This is a genomic window from Streptomyces stelliscabiei, from assembly GCF_014873495.1.
GTDB lineage: Bacteria > Actinomycetota > Actinomycetes > Streptomycetales > Streptomycetaceae > Streptomyces > Streptomyces bottropensis.
Genome location: NZ_JADBGF010000001.1, coordinates 6,889,223 through 6,904,516, shown reverse-complemented (window position 1 = coordinate 6,904,516; position 15,294 = coordinate 6,889,223). Strand labels below are relative to the sequence as shown.

Below are 15,294 nucleotides of genomic sequence, written 5' to 3'. Positions count from 1 at the left end.
TGTGCCGGCCCCGCGTCCTCCGGAGCCGGGGCGGGCCGACGAGGTGCGGCGGCGGTTCGCCGAGGAGGCGCGGGCCGAGCGGCCCGACCTGGCCCTGCTGTGTCTGCTGGTCGGCGCGGCGGGTGACGGGGCGCTCGACGAGGCGGGGATCGACGCCGCCGGGATCGAACTGGACCGGCTGGCGGGGCTGATGCCGTACCGGCCCGGTGAACCCCGCGCGTGGGCGGTCGCGACGGCCGGACTGCTCGGGGAGCGCTACGGGTTCCGGGGCTCGCCCGGCGACTACCAGCGACTGGAGTCATCGCTGCTCCACCAGGTGCTCGAACGGCGGCGGGGGCTGCCGATCCTGCTGTCGGTGGTGTGGATGGAGGTGGCCCGGCGGGCGGGCGCGCCCGTCTGCGGGGTCGCGCTGCCGGGGCACTTCGTGGTGGGGTTCGGGCCGCCCGAGGAGCAGGTGCTCGCCGATCCGTTCGACGGGGGGCGCGTGCTGACCGGGAGCGATGCGGAGCTGTTGGTCGCGGGGGCGACGGGTGCCCCGTTGGATCCCGCGATGCTGACGCCGGCCGATCCGCTGGACGTGGTGGTGCGGGTCCTCAACAACGTACGGGCGTGGGCCGCCGCCCGCCCCGAGCGGACGGATGTCGCGCTGTGGGCGCTGGAGTTGTCGTTGGCGATGCCCTCGCATCCGGCGCGGCTGCGGTACGAGTGGGCGCGGTTGCTCGTGCAGCGGGGGGAGTACGTGCGGGGCGCCGCCGCACTGGAGGAGTACGCCGAGGTGGTGGGCGGGGTGGACGAGGGGGCGGCCGAGAAGGTGCGGCGACAGGCGGGGGCGGCTCGGGCGCTGCTCAACTGAGGGCGGGGTCCCCGGTGCCGGTGGGGCCCGTCCGCCGGTGGAGCGGTCACAGCCAGCCTTTCTCCCTCGCTGTTCTGACCGCCTCCGTCCTGTTGCGCACCGCCAGTTTCTGTATCGCCGTGGACAGGTAGTTGCGGACCGTGCCCGGGGAGAGGTGGAGGGTGCGGGCGAGTTCCGCGTTCGTGGAGCCGTCGGCCGCCGCGCGCAGGACCTCGCGTTCCCGGTCCGTCAGGGGGTTCGCTCCCCCGGCCAGGGCCGCCGCGGCGAGCGTGGGGTCGATGACCCGGTCGCCCGCGAGGACCCGGCGTACCGCGTCCGCGAGTTGGGCGGCGGGGGCGTCCTTGACCAGGAACGCGTCGGCGCCGGCCTCCATGGCGCTGCGGAGGTAGCCGGGGCGGCCGAAGGTGGTGAGGACGACCAGTTTCACCCCCGGCAGGGCCCGGTGCAGCTCGGCGGCCGCCTCGATGCCCGTCGCGCCCGGCATCTCGATGTCGAGCAGGGCCACGTCGACGGCGTGGGCGCGGGCGGCGGCCAGGACCTCGTCGCCGCGGGCCACCTGGACCACGACCTCGATGTCGTCCTCCAGACCGAGCAGGGCCGCCAGGGCCTCGCGGACCATGGACTGGTCCTCGGCGAGCAGGACCTTGATCGTGCGCGTCATGCGCCGGATCCTACGTCCGGGTCCGGGTCCGGGTCCGGGGGCGTGGCAGGGGCCCTGGCCACCAGGCGGAAGCCGTGCCGGGAGCGGCCCGCCTCCAGGGTGCCGCCGACCTTCTCCAGCCGCTCGGTGAGTCCCGCCAGACCGCTGCCGGAGGCGTCCCCCGGGCTCCCGGCCGGGCCACCGGGGGCGCCCGTTCCGTCGTCGTCGACGGTCAGTTCGAGAAGCGGGCCGTCGAGGGTCTGGCGGCGGACGAGGTCCACCGTGCAGCGGTGGGCGCCGCTGTGCCGTACGACGTTGGTGACGGCCTCGCGCAGTGCCCAGGCGAGGGCGGACTCGCTGTCCTCGGACGCGTCGGCGAGGGTGGGGCCGGGGTCGGCGGGCAGGTCGGCCGTGATGCCGGCCGCCGTCAACGCGTCCCGGGCGCCCGCCAGTTCCGCGCCGAGGCGGGGGCGCCGGTAGCCGGTGACGGCCTCGCGGACGTCGACCAGGGCCTGACGGCTGACCTGTTCGATGTCGGCGACCTGCTGGGCGGCCTTCTCGGGCTGACCGGGGAGCATCCGGCCCGCCAGCTCGCTCTTGAGCGTGATCAGGGAGAGGGAGTGGCCGAGGAGGTCGTGCAGGTCGCGGGCGAGACGCAGTCGCTCCTCGTTCGCGGCCAGCTGGGCGACCGTCGCCCTGGCCTCGCGGAGTTCCTGCGTCGTCCGGATCAGTTCGCGGACCCCGGTCATGGAGAAGCCGCCGAGGAGGGCCGGCAGGAGCAGGGAGGCGAGATAGGCCTCGCCGTCCGGCACCGCGAAGGCGATGGCCGTGAGCAGGGCCGACACCGCCGGGATCGTGAAGCGGGCGAACCGCAGCGGGAGGGCCGCGCCGGACGCGACCGACACGTACACGAACAGGACGAGCCACTCGCGGCCGAGGCTGAGCGACAGCACCGAGGACTGGGCGGCGAGGACGGCGAGCGCGCCGAGCACCGTCCGGCTGGTGTCGCGGCGACCGGTGCGGAAGATCAGGAGGAAGTACCAGGCGACGAAGGCCACCAGGCCGATCCAGCCGAGGACGACGACACCGTCGCTGTGGCCCCCGTGCAGCAGGTCGCTGACGGGGGCGCTCAGATAGGCGAGCCAGATACCGGTCCAGAGGAACTTGATCGCCCGCTGTCTGCCGTTCCGCGGGCGCTGCCCGATACCGACGCCGCTCACGCCTTCCGCGTGTCCTTCCGGTAGAGCCAGGCCGCGCCGCCCGCGAACAGGGCGAAGTAGACGGCCAGGACGGCGATGTCCTTGGCGTGCGGGGCCTGGCTCTGTTCGATGGCCTGCCCCAGGGCAGCGTACGCGTGGGTCGGCACCCACTTCGCGATGTCCTGCAACCACCCGGGGAACGTCGTGGTCGGCATCCACAGGCCGCCGAGCATCGACAGGCCGAAGTAGACGATCATGGTGATCGGGCGGACCGCGTCCCCGGTGGCGAGGTAGCCGATGGCGACGCCGAGGGCGGCGAAGACGAGACTGCCGGCCCATATCGCCCCGGTGAGGGCGAGCCACTGCCAGGCGTCCAGGCGTACGCCCTTCACGCCGGCGGCGACCAGGAAGACGATCACGATGGACGGCAGGCTGACCACGGCCGCGCTGGCCGTCTTGGCGAACACGTAGCCGCGCCCCGGCAGCGCGGTGAGCCGCAACTGCCGTACCCAGCCGCCCTCGCGCTCCTTGGCGATGCGCTCGCTGTTGCCCATCAGGACGGCCGTCAGGGCGCCGAAGGAGGCCATGGAGACCATCATGTAGGTCGGCAGGGTCAGCCCGGTGTCGCCGAGTTTCTCGGTGCTGCTCGCGCTGCCCGCGATCAGCAGGAACAGCAGCGAGGGGTAGAGCACCGAGAAGAACATGGACTTGCGGTTGCGCAGGGCACGGGTGAGTTCGAGCTTGATGAGGCTGTTCACCTGGTCTTCGCCTCCTCGGCGGCGGTGATGGCGACGAAGGCCTGCTCCAGGCCGAGGCCGGTGACTTCGAGGTTGCGGGGGTAGACGCCGAGGCCGTAGAGGGCGTGGACGGTCGCGTCGGCGTCGGTGGACTGGATGCGGACGGTACGGCCGGACCCCTCTGCGGAGCCGCTGTGGGACAACGTGAGGGTGGTCAGGAAGGGGAGGGCCCGCAGCGCGGACTCGTCGGCCCCGCCGTCGGGCAGGTCGAAGGAGATCCTGCGCGCTCCGGCCTTGGCCTTGATCTCGGCGGCCGTGCCGTCGGCCAGCAGACGGCCCCGGTGCAGCACGAGCACCCGGTCGGCGATGGCGTCGGCCTCTTCGAGGTAGTGGGTGGCGAAGAGGACGGTGCGGCCCTGGTCGGCCTGTTCGCGCATGGTGGCCCAGAAGGCCTGGCGGGCGGTGACGTCCATGCCGGTGGTGGGCTCGTCCAGGACGATGAGGTCGCTGTCGCCGGCCGTGGCGAGGGCGAAGCGGACGCGCTGGGCCTGGCCGCCGGAGAGCTTGTGGACCTTGCGGTCGGCGATCTGGGTGATGCCGGAGCGGGCGAGGACGTCGGAGACCGGGTACGGCCTCGGGTGCAGGTCGCAGGCGAGCCGGACCAGCTCGGCGACCGTCACCTCGTCCATCAGACCGCCGCTCTGCAGCATCGCGCCCACACGTCCGGCGACGATCGCCTCGCGCGGGGTGGTGCCGAAGACGCGAATCGTGCCGCTGTCCGCGTTCTTCAGGCCGAGCAGGAGGTCCAGGGTGGTGGACTTGCCGGCGCCGTTCGGGCCCAGTAGGGCCACGGTCTCCCCCGGGTGCAGGGCGAGCGTGAGGCCGTCCACGGCCCGGACGTCGCCGTACGCCTTCGTCACCTTGTCGAATCCCACCACCGTGGTGTCGGTGGCCCTCGTCGTGGTCGTCATGGGCACCATCGTCGGCGCGCGGGGGGCACTCGCGGCAGTGTCGGCGGTCCTGACCCCGGCATGACAGAAGTCATACCGGGGAGGGTGACCGGGCCGCACCGGTGTACGCCGAGGGGGCACCCGGCGTGTGCCGGGTGCCCCCTGGGCGCTGCTGTCGGACCGGCTAGCTCGGGTCGGTCTCGATGGTGGCCGTACGGTTCGTCGTGCTCTTCAGGGCCTGGCGGAGGGCGCCGTAGACGTCCTCGACGGTGACCGGGGTCTTCTCGCCGTTGCCCCGGGTGATGAGCACGCCGTCGAAGGCGCCGCCGTAGAGATCCTTGAGCGCCTTCTCGTCGTAGGAGTCGACGAGCTTGCCGTCGACGGCCTTGACGGTGAGGAACTTCCACAGGGAGTTCTGCGGGCTGAGCAGGACGGAGTGCGCGGGGTCCGTCTGGACGGTGACGCTGGCCGACATGGCCGGCTCTGCGAACTCCTTCATGAACCGGTCGACCTCGGCCTTGCCGACGGACGGCTCCTTCGCCGTGGTCGGGAGCCGCACCGGCGTGGTGCTGCCGGTCTCGACCTGGGTGAGGTAGGCCTCCTCGACGGCGGCGGTGGACTCGCCGACGGCGATGCCCTTGCCCGCCTTGCCGTAGACGGCGACGGCCTTGCCGGCCTCGTACTTGACCGTGCCGTCGCTCGCCGAGCCGGCGCCCCCGGCCGCGCGCTCCAGCGCGGCCCGCAGCTTCTCCTCGTCGACCGGCATGACCGGCGAGACGACCCGCTGCTGGCCGAAGAGCGAGCCGATCACCGAGACGGGGTTGTAGTCGCTCACGGCGGCGGCGCTGACCGTGGCCTGCTTGTCGAACTGGAGTCCGGCCTGGTCGGGGGTGAGGGAGACGGTCTCGCCGTCGACCGAGAGCTTCAGGGCCTGGACGGTGCGCTTGCCGAAGGCCGCGTCGAGCTTGTTGACGGCCTCGTCACGGGTGCCGCCGCCGATGTCGACACCGAGGACGGTGGTGCCCTTGGGGACGTCGGAGTGGTTCATCAGCAGACCGGCGCCGTAGACACCGCCGCCGAGGACGACCACACCGCCGATGAGCAGCCCGAGCTTGCTGCGGCCCTTCTTCTTGGCCGGCTTGGCGGACTTGGTGTTCTTCGCGTTCTTCGCCGGGGCGGTCTTCGCTTGCGGACCGGGGTCGGGCAGCTTCGGCGGGGTGTGCCGCACCGCTCCGTCGGCGCCGTCCGCGCCGAACGGCGTGCCCTGGGTGCCGGGGGGCACGACCGGGATACCACTGGTCAGGGTGTGCCCGGAGGGGTTGTCGACGACGGGGCCGGAGCCGCCGTAGCCCGGCTCGGGGGCCTGGCGCTGCGGGGTGAGGACGGCGGTGTCGTCGCTGATGCCGCCACCGGGGCGGGCGTAGGGGCTGGAGGCACCGGGCGCCGAGAAGTCGGCATCGGGGCCGCCGAAGGGGTTGCCCTGGTAGCCGGGGCCACCGGGACCGCCCTGGACGGGCGGCGGGCCGAGCGGGCTGTCACCGGTGACGGGGCCGCCGGTGGGGCCCGCCGGACCGGGACGGCCGTCGGGGCGGCCGCCGTTGTCGGAGAAGTACGGCAGGTCGTCGCGCTCCGGCTTGGTGCCGGCCAGCGCGGCCGAGACGTCGAAGGAGCCGGTGCCGCCGCCGTGGCCGGGAGCGACGGGCTGACCGCCGGTGGCACCGGGGAGGCCGGCGCCGTTCGTCCCGCCGGGCCTGGGGCCCGGGCTCGCGCCGGGGCGCGGACCACCGGGCTGTGTGCCACCGGAGTTGCCGGCCAGCGGGCTCGTGCCGCCCGTACCGCCGGGGCGGGGGCCCGTGGCGGGGACGCCCGGCGCGGCGGCGCTCTGGCCGCCGAGCGTTCCGACGGAGAACCCGGCGCCGTTGGTGCCGCCGGTGCTCGTGCCCTTGGCCGGGGTGGCGCCCTTGCGCGGCGCGAACCAGTCGCTGGTGGGCTTGTCGTCGCCCGGCGCGGCCGGTTCCGGCGCGGGCGCGGGGGTGTCCGTGAACACGGGCATGGCGGTGGTGCCGGTGGTCTCCGACTCGGACCCGGTGTCGTCCGGGGCGCCTTCGCCGTCGCCGACCGGCGTGCGGACGACGACCGGCGGGATCGGGCGCGAGCCGGGGATGTTGATCCGGACCCGTGTGGTCAGCGTGGTCTCGGTCCTGGGTCCGTCCGGGCGCTCGGCGGCGGCCGACCGGGCCGCCTCGGCACCGGCCTCGGTGGCCATGGGCGTGCCGTACGGCGGTGTCCCCGACGGGTACGCGGTGCTGCCGCGCCCATTGGCCCCGGAGGACGAAGTGTCAGTTTCACGACTCAAGGCAGGTTCTCCCGGTTTGCTCCGCCGCCCGTCACGACCTCAACTCAGCGGGCAGCTCGGCGGCGCGCACCACCATACTGGCCACTTCCGGCGCGTATCCCACGACCGCGTGGGAAACCCACACCGGACCCGCACCCGCGTACCGCGGCGAAGCGGTGGTCACTTCCCAAGTCGGGCGTCGGGCCCGGTCGGTTGCCGCCCCCCTCCAAGGGTGGCGCACATCACAGCCACAGCCATGCCACCGAGCAGGAAGAGATACGAGCCGACTCCCACGCCGAACAGGAAGTCCCCCTCCGGACGCGTGGACGTCAGCAGGACGACGGAGATCATCCAGCCGACGGCCGGCGCAACGGCCCCCGCGCGGCTTGCCGTCGCCCGTGCCCCGCCCAGGAAGAGCCCGGCCGCACCCAGCAGCGCGAGCAGCAATCCGCCGGGGAACCACGCAGCTTGGAGCAGCCCTCCGGCCGCCCCCACCACCGCTCCCAGCACGAAGAGTCCCAGGTGGGCGGCGGCGCGCGCCGGCGCGGGAAACGTCAATGGCTGGGCGAGCGCGCCGCCTTGCCCGCCCGTCGGCCGATCCGTCCGCTTCATCGCCGGACCGCCCCTCGGGGGTCGTGCGCGCGCACCACTCGTGTGTCATACCCATGCGTACGCATCACAGGGCCGTTCCGTTCTGCTGTTCCCCGAAAGTCTGGCGTTCCTCGAAAGAAATACCGGGAATCCCCTCGAACAGGTCGCTCTCCCGGCTCCCCCCTTCGCGTCTGCCGCGCACCAACTCGTAGTACTCGGTGCTCAGGAAGGGCTGGGCCAGCGCGTTGGAGAGGGCGAAGTAGGGCTCGGCGACCTCGATCTGGGTGGCGTGGGCGCGCATCGCGGCGGCCTTCGCTGCCGCGAAGGAGGTGCCGTCGATCTCGGTGGTGACGATGTGGTCGTCCACCACTCCGGGCACGTCGGTGACGCTCGCGGCCTGCCGGAACGGCAGCCGTCCGGGCTCGGCGAGGTCGCGGCGCAGCCGGCTGAAGCCCTCCAGGAGCACCCCGCGCGGCACCCGGTTCCAGTAGACCTTGGCGATCTCCCAGGGTTCGCCGAGGTCGGGTCGGTAGGCAGGGTCCGCGGTCAGGTCGGCGGCGCGCATGGCGACGCGGTGGGCCTGGATGTGGTCGGGGTGGCCGTACCCGCCGGCCGGGTCGTAGGTGACGAGGACCTGGGGGCGGACCTCGCGGATCACCCGGACCAGGTGGGCGGCGGCCTCGTCGACGTCGGCGGACCAGAAGGCGCCGGGGCGCTCGTTCTGTTCGACGCCCATCATCCCGGAGTCGCGGTAGCGGCCGGGGCCGCCGAGGAAGCGGTGGTCGGTGACGCCGAGTTCCTTCATGGCCGCGGCCAGTTCGTCCACGCGGTACGGGCCCAGCGTGTCGTCTCGGTCGGGCGCGAGGTGAGCGAGACCGGGCGGGATGACCTCGCCCTCCTCGCCGAGGGTGCAGGTCACCAGCGTCACCCGCGCCCCCTCGGCCGCGTACCTGGCCATGGTCGCGCCGTTGTTGATCGACTCGTCGTCCGGGTGCGCGTGCACCAGGAGCAGTCGACGAGCGACGCGCGAAGGGGTTCCCCCCGGCCGGGGGCCGGAGGAGGGCAGATCCGTCATGGACCCACCCTACGAGGCGCCCGGACCGCGCCCGTGCCGGGCGCGGCCGTTCACAGGGACGGTCGGCCGCGAGGGTCCGGGGCCCGGCGGGACGGGCCCGGACGCGTCCATGCGGCCGGAGGCGTCAGAACTTGATACTGCCGATCATGCCCGCGATGTTGGTCGTCAGCTCGCTGATCGTCGGCGCGATGGTCGAGGAGGCGAGGTAGAACCCGAGCAGGATGCAGATGATCGCGTGTGGTGCCTTCAGCCCTGACTTCTTGATCAGGATGAAGACGATGATCGCCAGCAGCACCACCGCCGAAATCGAGAGTGCCACGGCGGCTCACCTCCAAAAGTTCCCTGGGACCTGGGGAGCGAAGCAGTTGTCGAGGGCTGACGGCGGAGCCGTCGTCAACCGGTGACGTGGGTGACGCAGTTGTGAATCCGTACAGCGGCCAGCAGGTTCATACCCACCCAGCGGTAGTGATCATAACTATCCATACGCGCGCATCGATCGGCGCACGGCCGCACAAGGGGGCGCATGGCCAATATGGTCGGAGCATGACGACCCAGCCCGAGTCCTTTCCCCGCCGACACGCCCGGACACAACGTTTCACCCTCGGCGCGCCACGGGCGTTCTCCGTCGCGCCGGACGGTTCTCGTGTCGTGTTCCTTCGGTCCTCGTCCGGCACCGACCGGGCCCAGAAGCTGTGGGTTCTGGACCTCGCGGACGGCGAGGAGCGCGTCGCGGCCGACCCGGGCACGCTGCTCGCCGGCTCCTCGGAGGAGTTGTCGGCCGAGGAGCGCGCACGCCGCGAGCGGCTGCGTGAGGGCGGCGCCGGGATCGTCGGCCACGCCACCGACGCGGCCGTGGAGTTGGCCTCCTTCGCCTTGTCGGGGCGGCTTTTCGTGGCCGAGCTGCGGGCCGGCACAGCCCGTGAACTGGACGTTCCCGGCCCGGTGATCGACCCCCGCCCCTCCCCCGACGGCCGGTACGTGGCGTACGTCGCCCGGGGCGCGCTGCGGGTCGTGGGGACGCAGAGCGGCGACGACGTGGCGCTCACCGAGGAGGAGTCGGAGAACGTCACCCACGGTCTGGCGGAGTTCATCGCGGCCGAGGAGATGGGCCGCTCGCGCGGCTTCTGGTGGGCGCCCGAGTCGGACCGCCTGCTGGTGGCGCGCGTGGACGACACGCCGGTGCGCCGCTGGTGGATCTCGGACCCCGCGCAGCCGGAACGGGACCCGCAGCGGGTGGCGTATCCGGCCGCCGGCACCGCCAACGCGGACGTACGCCTCTTCGTGATCGACCTCTCCGGGACCCGCACGGAGGTCGTGTGGGACCGGGTGCGCTACCCGTACCTGGCGCATGTGCACTGGTCAGCGGCGGGTGCCCCGCTGATCCTGGTGCAGGCGCGGGACCAGTGCGGCCAGCTGTTCCTGGCCGTCGACCCGGACACGGGGGCGACCCGGATGGTGCACGCCGACGAAGATCCACATTGGCTTGATCTTTTCCCCGGGGTGCCCTCGTGGAGTCCGTCGGGGCAGCTCGTGCGTGTCGCGGACGAGGGCGGCGCGCGGGTGCTCGCGGTCGGCGAACGCCCGCTGACGGGACCGCAGTTGCACGTCCGCGCGGTGCTCGACGTGGCCGACGCCGACGTGCTGGTCTCCGCGTCGGCCGGCGCGTCGGCGGCCGACCCGGAGACCGGGGAGATCCACGTCTACCGCGTGAACGAGCTGGGCGTGGAGCGCGTCTCGCAGGAGCCCGGCGTGCACTCGGCGGTGCGCGCCGGGGGCGTCACCGTGCTGGTCTCGGCCGTTCCGGACCGGGCGGGCACCCGCGTGCAGGTACTGCGGGACGGCGACCGAAGGGGGATGAGGGTCCCCCCGGCCGGAGGCTGGGGGAGGGTGGCGACCGTGGCGTCCTTTGCGGAAGATCCCGGTATGTCCCCGCGCGTACGGTTCACACAGGGGGGCGCACGTCGCGTACCGTGCGCCCTGCTTATGCCGAGGGACTACGACGGGGTCACCCCCCTGCCGGTGCTCATGGACCCCTACGGCGGACCGCACGGCCCCCGGGTGCTCGCCGCGCACAACGCGCACCTCACCTCGCAGTGGTTCGCCGACCAGGGCTTCGCGGTGGTGGTCGCCGACGGGCGCGGCACCCCCGGCCGTTCCCCCGCCTGGGAGAAGGCGATCGACGGCGACTTCACGCTCTCCCTGGACGACCAGGTGGACGCGCTGCACGACCTGGCGACCTCGCACCCGCTGGATCTGTCCCGGGTGGCGATCCGCGGCTGGTCCTACGGCGGCTGGCTGGCGGCCCTCGCGGTGCTGCGCCGCCCGGACGTGTTCCACGCGGGGATCGCGGGCGCCCCGGTCACCGACTGGCGGCTGTACGACACGCACTACACCGAGCGGTACCTGGGCGATCCGGCGGCGGACCCGGCCGCGTACGCCAAGAGTTCGCTGATCACGGGCGAGGGGCTGTCCGCACCCGCCGAGCCGCACCGCCCGCTGATGATCGTGCACGGCACCGCCGACGACAACGTGGTCTTCGCCCACGCCCTGCGTCTGTCCTCCGCGCTCCTCGCCGCCGGCCGCCCCCACGAGGTCCTGCCACTCTCCGGGGTCACCCACATCACCCCGCAGGAACAGGTCGCGGAGAACCTGCTGCTGCTCCAGGTGGACTTCCTGAAGCGCTCGCTGGGACCGGCGTAGGCGCGGCGGCCCGATACGGCGGCCGGGCACGGCAACGGGCCGGGGCTACATGGCGAGCCCCGGCCCGTTTACGGCACCCGCACGGCCGTACGCGTAGTAGATTCCCGCGTCCGTATATCGGAACGGGGTCGGTCAAGTTGCCTGTGTGTTAACGCGGTTGGTGTTGATTTGTAGGCTTATTCCGCCTCATTCACATGATCATCCGTCGATTCCCCCGTGGATTCCCCCGCGGAATCCTCCGTCGCTTCCTCGGGCGGCACCACCCGCTTCTCCTCAGCGAAGTGGCAGGCCGAGTCATGGGCCGCCGGGCCGCTGGTGAGCCGGAACTCGGCCGGGACCGCGAGCAGCGGCACCTCCAGCGCGCACCGCTCGCGGGCCTTCCAGCAGCGGGTGCGGAAGCGGCAGCCCGAGGGGATGTTCGTCGGGGAGGGCACGTCCCCGAACAGGATGATCCGCTCCCGGTGCTCGCGGGCCTCGGGGTCCGGGACGGGCACGGCGGACAGCAGCGCCTGGGTGTAGGGATGCGTCGGGTGGTCGTAGATCTCGGCGTCGCGGCCGATCTCCACGATCCGCCCGAGGTACATCACGCCGACCCGGTCGGAGATGTGCCGCACGATCGACAGATCGTGCGCGATGAACACGTAACTCAGTCCGAACTCGCCCTGGAGCCGGTCCAGCAGGTTGATGACCTGGGCCTGGACGGAGACGTCGAGGGCGGAGACGGGCTCGTCGGCGACGATGACCTCGGGACGGAGCGCCAACCCGCGCGCGATGCCGATGCGTTGGCGCTGGCCGCCGGAGAACTGGTGCGGGTAGCGGTTGATGTACTCGGGGTTGAGGCCGACCACGTCGAGAAGTTCCTGCACCCGGCGGCGGCGGTCGCCCTTGGGCGCGACCTCGGGGTGGATGTCGTACGGCTCCCCGATGATGTCGCCCACGGTCATGCGGGGGTTGAGGGAGGTGTACGGGTCCTGGAACACCATCTGGATGTTGCGGCGGACGGTCTTGAGGGCCTTGCCGGACAGCTTGGTGACGTCCTCGCCCTTGTAGCGGATCGTGCCGGCGGTGGGCCGTTCCAAGTGGACCAGCATCTTGGCGACCGTGGACTTGCCGCAGCCGGACTCGCCGACGATGCCGAGGGTCTCGCCCCGGCCGAGCGCGAAGTCGACGCCGTCGACCGCCTTCACGGCGCCGACCTGCTTCTTGAAGAGGACGCCCTCGGTGAGCGGGTAGTGCTTGACCAGGCCGCTGACCTCCAGGATCGGTTCGGCCTCAGCCGTGGTGGTGGTCATCGAGGCACTCCCTCCAGAAGTGGCAGGCGCTCGTCCGGATCCCGTCCGCCGGCTCCACGTCGTACAGCGGGGGCACGTCGGTGCGGCACACGTCGCGGGCCATCGGGCAGCGGGGGTTGAAGGCGCAGCCGGGCGGGATGTTCATCAGGTTGGGCGGCAGGCCCTTGATCGCGTACAGCTCCTGGCCCTTCTGGTCCAGGCGGGGGATGGAGTCGAGCAGGCCCCGGGTGTACGGGTGCGCCGGGGCCTTGTAGATGTCGTGGACCGGGGCGGACTCCACGATGCGGCCCGCGTACATCACGGCGATGCGGTCGGCGACGTCGGCGACGACTCCGAGGTCGTGGGTGATGAGGACCAGTCCCATGCGGAGTTCGCGCTGCAGTTCGGCGAGGAGGTCCATGACCTGGGCCTGGACCGTGACGTCCAGCGCGGTCGTGGGCTCGTCGGCGATGATCAGCGCGGGTTCGAGGGCCAGCGCCATGGCGATCATGATGCGCTGGCGCATGCCGCCCGAGAACTGGTGCGGGTAGTCCCGTACGCGTTCCCTCGCGGCCGGGATGCGGACGCGGTCCATCAGCTCCACGGCTCTGGCGCGGGCGTCCTTCTTCGTCATGCCCCGGTGGACGACGAACATCTCGCCGAGCTGGTCGCCGACGGAGAGGACGGGGTTGAGGGACGACAGCGCGTCCTGGAAGATCATCGCCATCTCGGCGCCCCGGATCTTCCGGCGCTCGTCCTCCTTGAGCTTCAGCAGGTCCTGGCCCTTGAAGAGGATCTCGCCGCCGGTGATCCTCCCCGGCGGCATGTCGAGGATGCCCATGATCGCCTGCGCGGTGACCGACTTCCCCGAGCCGGACTCCCCGAGCACGGCCAGCGTCTGCCCCTCGTCCACCCCGTAGTCGACCCCGTTGACCGCCTTGGCGACCCCGTCCCGCGTCCGGAACTCCACGTGCAGATCACGCACTTCGAGCAGCATGACGGCGGTTCACCTCAGCTTCGGGTCGAGGGCGTCGCGGACCGCGTCGCCGAGCATGATGAACGCCAGGACGGTGATCGCCAGCGCTCCCGAGGGCCACAGCAGGGCGTGCGGGGCGTTGCGGATGTACGGGGAGGCGGCGGAGATGTCGATGCCCCAGGAGACGCTGGGCGGTTTCAGGCCGACGCCCAGGTAGGAGAGGGTCGCCTCCAGGGCGATGTAGGTGCCCAGCGCGATGGTGGCCACGACGATGACCGGGGCGACGGCGTTCGGGGTGATGTGCCGCAGCAGCATGCGGGAGTTGGAGGCGCCCAGGGCGCGGGCGGCCTGGACGTAGTCGTTCTGTTTGGCCGTGATGACCGAGCCGCGGGCGATGCGGGAGATCTGCGGCCAGCCCAGCAGCACCATGAAGCCGATCACCGGCCAGATGGAGTTGCTGGTGACCACGGAGAGCAGCACCAGGCCGCCGAGCACCACCGGGATCGCGAAGAAGACGTCGGTGATCCGGGACAGGAACGAGTCCGGGTGGCCGCCGAAGAACCCGGCGAGCCCGCCGAGCACCGACCCGAGCAGCGCGACACCGAGCGTGGCGCAGACGCCGACGGAGATGGAGATCCGCGCCCCGTAGACGGTCCGGGTGTACACGTCACAGCCCTGGCCGTCGTAGCCGAAGGGGTGGCCGGGCTGCGCGCCCTCCTGGGCCTTGGAGAGGTCGCACTTGAGCGGGTTGCCGGAGGCGATCAGCGACGGCCACAGGGAGATGACGACCAGGAAGAGGATCACCAGCGCCGAGATGATGAAGACGGGGTTGCGCCGCAGGTCGCGCCAGGCGTCGGACCAGAGGCTGCGGGCCTTGTCGTCCGGACCGCCGCCGGCCGGACCGTCGCCCAGTCGCTTCTCCAGGGTCTCCCCCTCGGTGGTGGCCAGGTCCATCGTGCCGTCCTGCCCGGTCGCGGCGATCGCCCCGCCCTCGGGGGCGCGCTGGCCGCCCGACACGTGCGGCTCCTCGGGCAGCGGCTCAGGCATAGCGGATCCTCGGGTCGAGTACGGCGTAGAGGAGGTCGACGAGCAGGTTGGCGAGCAGGAACACCAGGACGAGGACGGTCACGAAGCCGACGACGGTCTGGGTGTTCTGGCGGAGGATGCCCTGGTAGAGCTGGTAGCCGACGCCGTGGATGTTGAAGATCCGCTCGGTGACGATCGCGCCGCCCATGAGGGCACCGATGTCGGTGCCGATGAAGGTGACCACGGGGATCAGGGAGTTCCGCAGCAGGTGTTTGCGGATCACCCGGTGCCGGGGCAGTCCCTTGGCGACGGCGGTGCGGACGTAGTCGGCGCGGGCGTTCTCCGCGATGGACGTCCGGGTCAGACGGGTGACGTAGGCGAGGGAGACGGAGGCGAGGACGAGCCCGGGGACGATCAGTTCGCCGAAGGGCGCGTCGGAGGAGACCGAGGGACTGATCCAGCCCCACTCCACACCGAGCAGCAGTTGCAGCAGAAGACCGGTGACGAAGGTGGGGACGGAGATGACGACCAGGGTGACCACCAGCGCCCCGGTGTCGACGGGCCGCCCGCGCCGCAGGCCGGTGACGACACCGAGGGTGACGCCGATGACGATCTCGAAGAGGATCGCGACGATCGTCAGCCGGATGGTGACCGGGAAGGCGGAGGCCATCAGCTCGGTGACCTCCTGCCCGTTGAACGCGGTGCCGAAGTCGCCGGTGAAGACGTTCCCCATGTAGGTCAGGTACTGCTGCCAGACGGGCTGGTCGAGGCCGAACTCGTGACGCAGCTGGGCGGCCGTCGCCGGACTGCACTCCCGGTCGCCGCAGAGGCCCGCGATGGGGTCGCCCATCACGTTCACCATCAGGAAGATCAGGAGGGTGGCGCCCACGAAGACCGGGATCATCTGGAGCAGGCGCCGGACGACGTACCGTCCCACGGAG

Annotated in this window: 14 protein-coding genes; 2 read left to right on the top strand and 12 right to left on the bottom strand. The window is 72.1% G+C overall.

The genetic code is table 11. The annotated features are described in order from the left end of the window. Position 1: 1 nt before the first annotated feature. Positions 2 to 853, top strand: a complete 852-nt coding sequence (locus H4687_RS30755) for a transglutaminase-like domain-containing protein (RefSeq protein ID WP_078907632.1) — start codon at positions 2 to 4, stop codon at positions 851 to 853. Positions 854 to 899: 46 nt separating this feature from the next. Here H4687_RS30755 and H4687_RS30750 read toward each other — a convergent pair whose 3' ends face one another. The 8 genes from H4687_RS30750 to H4687_RS30715 form a co-directional block, all read right to left on the bottom strand. After that, on the bottom strand, positions 900 to 1,514 hold the full coding sequence (locus H4687_RS30750; RefSeq protein ID WP_046915573.1) for a response regulator transcription factor: 615 nt from the start codon (positions 1,512 to 1,514) through the stop codon (positions 900 to 902). After that, positions 1,511 to 2,713 (bottom strand): sensor histidine kinase, encoded by a 1,203-nt coding sequence (locus tag H4687_RS30745; RefSeq protein ID WP_046915574.1) that lies wholly within the window; start codon positions 2,711 to 2,713, stop codon positions 1,511 to 1,513. The genes H4687_RS30750 and H4687_RS30745 overlap by 4 nt, the downstream gene beginning before the upstream one ends. Beyond that, positions 2,710 to 3,450, bottom strand: coding sequence for an ABC transporter permease (locus H4687_RS30740; protein WP_046915575.1), 741 nt, complete (start codon positions 3,448 to 3,450; stop codon positions 2,710 to 2,712). The genes H4687_RS30745 and H4687_RS30740 overlap by 4 nt, the downstream gene beginning before the upstream one ends. Next, a complete protein-coding gene (locus H4687_RS30735; protein WP_373560618.1) occupies positions 3,447 to 4,400 on the bottom strand; it encodes an ABC transporter ATP-binding protein in 954 nt (317 codons plus the stop codon). The genes H4687_RS30740 and H4687_RS30735 overlap by 4 nt, the downstream gene beginning before the upstream one ends. 163 nt (positions 4,401 to 4,563) lie before the next feature. After that, positions 4,564 to 6,735 carry a hypothetical protein gene (locus H4687_RS30730; protein ID WP_192781738.1) on the bottom strand — a complete coding sequence of 724 codons (2,172 nt, stop codon included), beginning with the start codon at positions 6,733 to 6,735 and terminating at the stop codon, positions 4,564 to 4,566. A 159-nt stretch (positions 6,736 to 6,894) separates the two neighbouring features. Next, positions 6,895 to 7,326 carry a DUF6113 family protein gene (locus tag H4687_RS30725; RefSeq protein ID WP_046915578.1) on the bottom strand — a complete coding sequence of 144 codons (432 nt, stop codon included), beginning with the start codon at positions 7,324 to 7,326 and terminating at the stop codon, positions 6,895 to 6,897. A 64-nt stretch (positions 7,327 to 7,390) separates the two neighbouring features. Beyond that, complete coding sequence (gene mshB / locus H4687_RS30720; RefSeq protein WP_179860018.1) at positions 7,391 to 8,380, bottom strand: N-acetyl-1-D-myo-inositol-2-amino-2-deoxy-alpha-D-glucopyranoside deacetylase; 990 nt, start codon at positions 8,378 to 8,380, stop codon at positions 7,391 to 7,393. A 124-nt stretch (positions 8,381 to 8,504) separates the two neighbouring features. Further along, complete coding sequence (locus H4687_RS30715) at positions 8,505 to 8,699, bottom strand: hypothetical protein (RefSeq protein ID WP_005480627.1); 195 nt, start codon at positions 8,697 to 8,699, stop codon at positions 8,505 to 8,507. 224 nt (positions 8,700 to 8,923) lie between these two features. On the opposite strand from H4687_RS30715, the gene H4687_RS30710 reads away from it, so the two are divergent. After that, positions 8,924 to 11,080 (top strand): prolyl oligopeptidase family serine peptidase, encoded by a 2,157-nt coding sequence (locus tag H4687_RS30710; RefSeq protein WP_046915580.1) that lies wholly within the window; start codon positions 8,924 to 8,926, stop codon positions 11,078 to 11,080. A gap of 176 nt (positions 11,081 to 11,256) precedes the next feature. Here H4687_RS30710 and H4687_RS30705 read toward each other — a convergent pair whose 3' ends face one another. From H4687_RS30705 to H4687_RS30690, 4 genes are read right to left on the bottom strand one after another with little or no spacing between them, the layout of a single operon-like run. Then, positions 11,257 to 12,372, bottom strand: a complete 1,116-nt coding sequence (locus H4687_RS30705) for an ABC transporter ATP-binding protein (protein WP_046915581.1) — start codon at positions 12,370 to 12,372, stop codon at positions 11,257 to 11,259. After that, the gene (locus tag H4687_RS30700; RefSeq protein ID WP_046915582.1) at positions 12,353 to 13,348 is read right to left on the bottom strand and encodes an ABC transporter ATP-binding protein; all 996 of its coding nucleotides are present in this window, start codon (positions 13,346 to 13,348) and stop codon (positions 12,353 to 12,355) included. The genes H4687_RS30705 and H4687_RS30700 overlap by 20 nt, the downstream gene beginning before the upstream one ends. A gap of 9 nt (positions 13,349 to 13,357) precedes the next feature. Continuing rightward, complete coding sequence (locus H4687_RS30695; RefSeq protein ID WP_046915583.1) at positions 13,358 to 14,374, bottom strand: ABC transporter permease; 1,017 nt, start codon at positions 14,372 to 14,374, stop codon at positions 13,358 to 13,360. Further along, positions 14,367 to 15,290: an ABC transporter permease gene (locus H4687_RS30690; protein ID WP_046915584.1), complete on the bottom strand. Its 924-nt coding sequence runs from the start codon at positions 15,288 to 15,290 to the stop codon at positions 14,367 to 14,369. The genes H4687_RS30695 and H4687_RS30690 overlap by 8 nt, the downstream gene beginning before the upstream one ends. Positions 15,291 to 15,294: the final 4 nt, after the last annotated feature.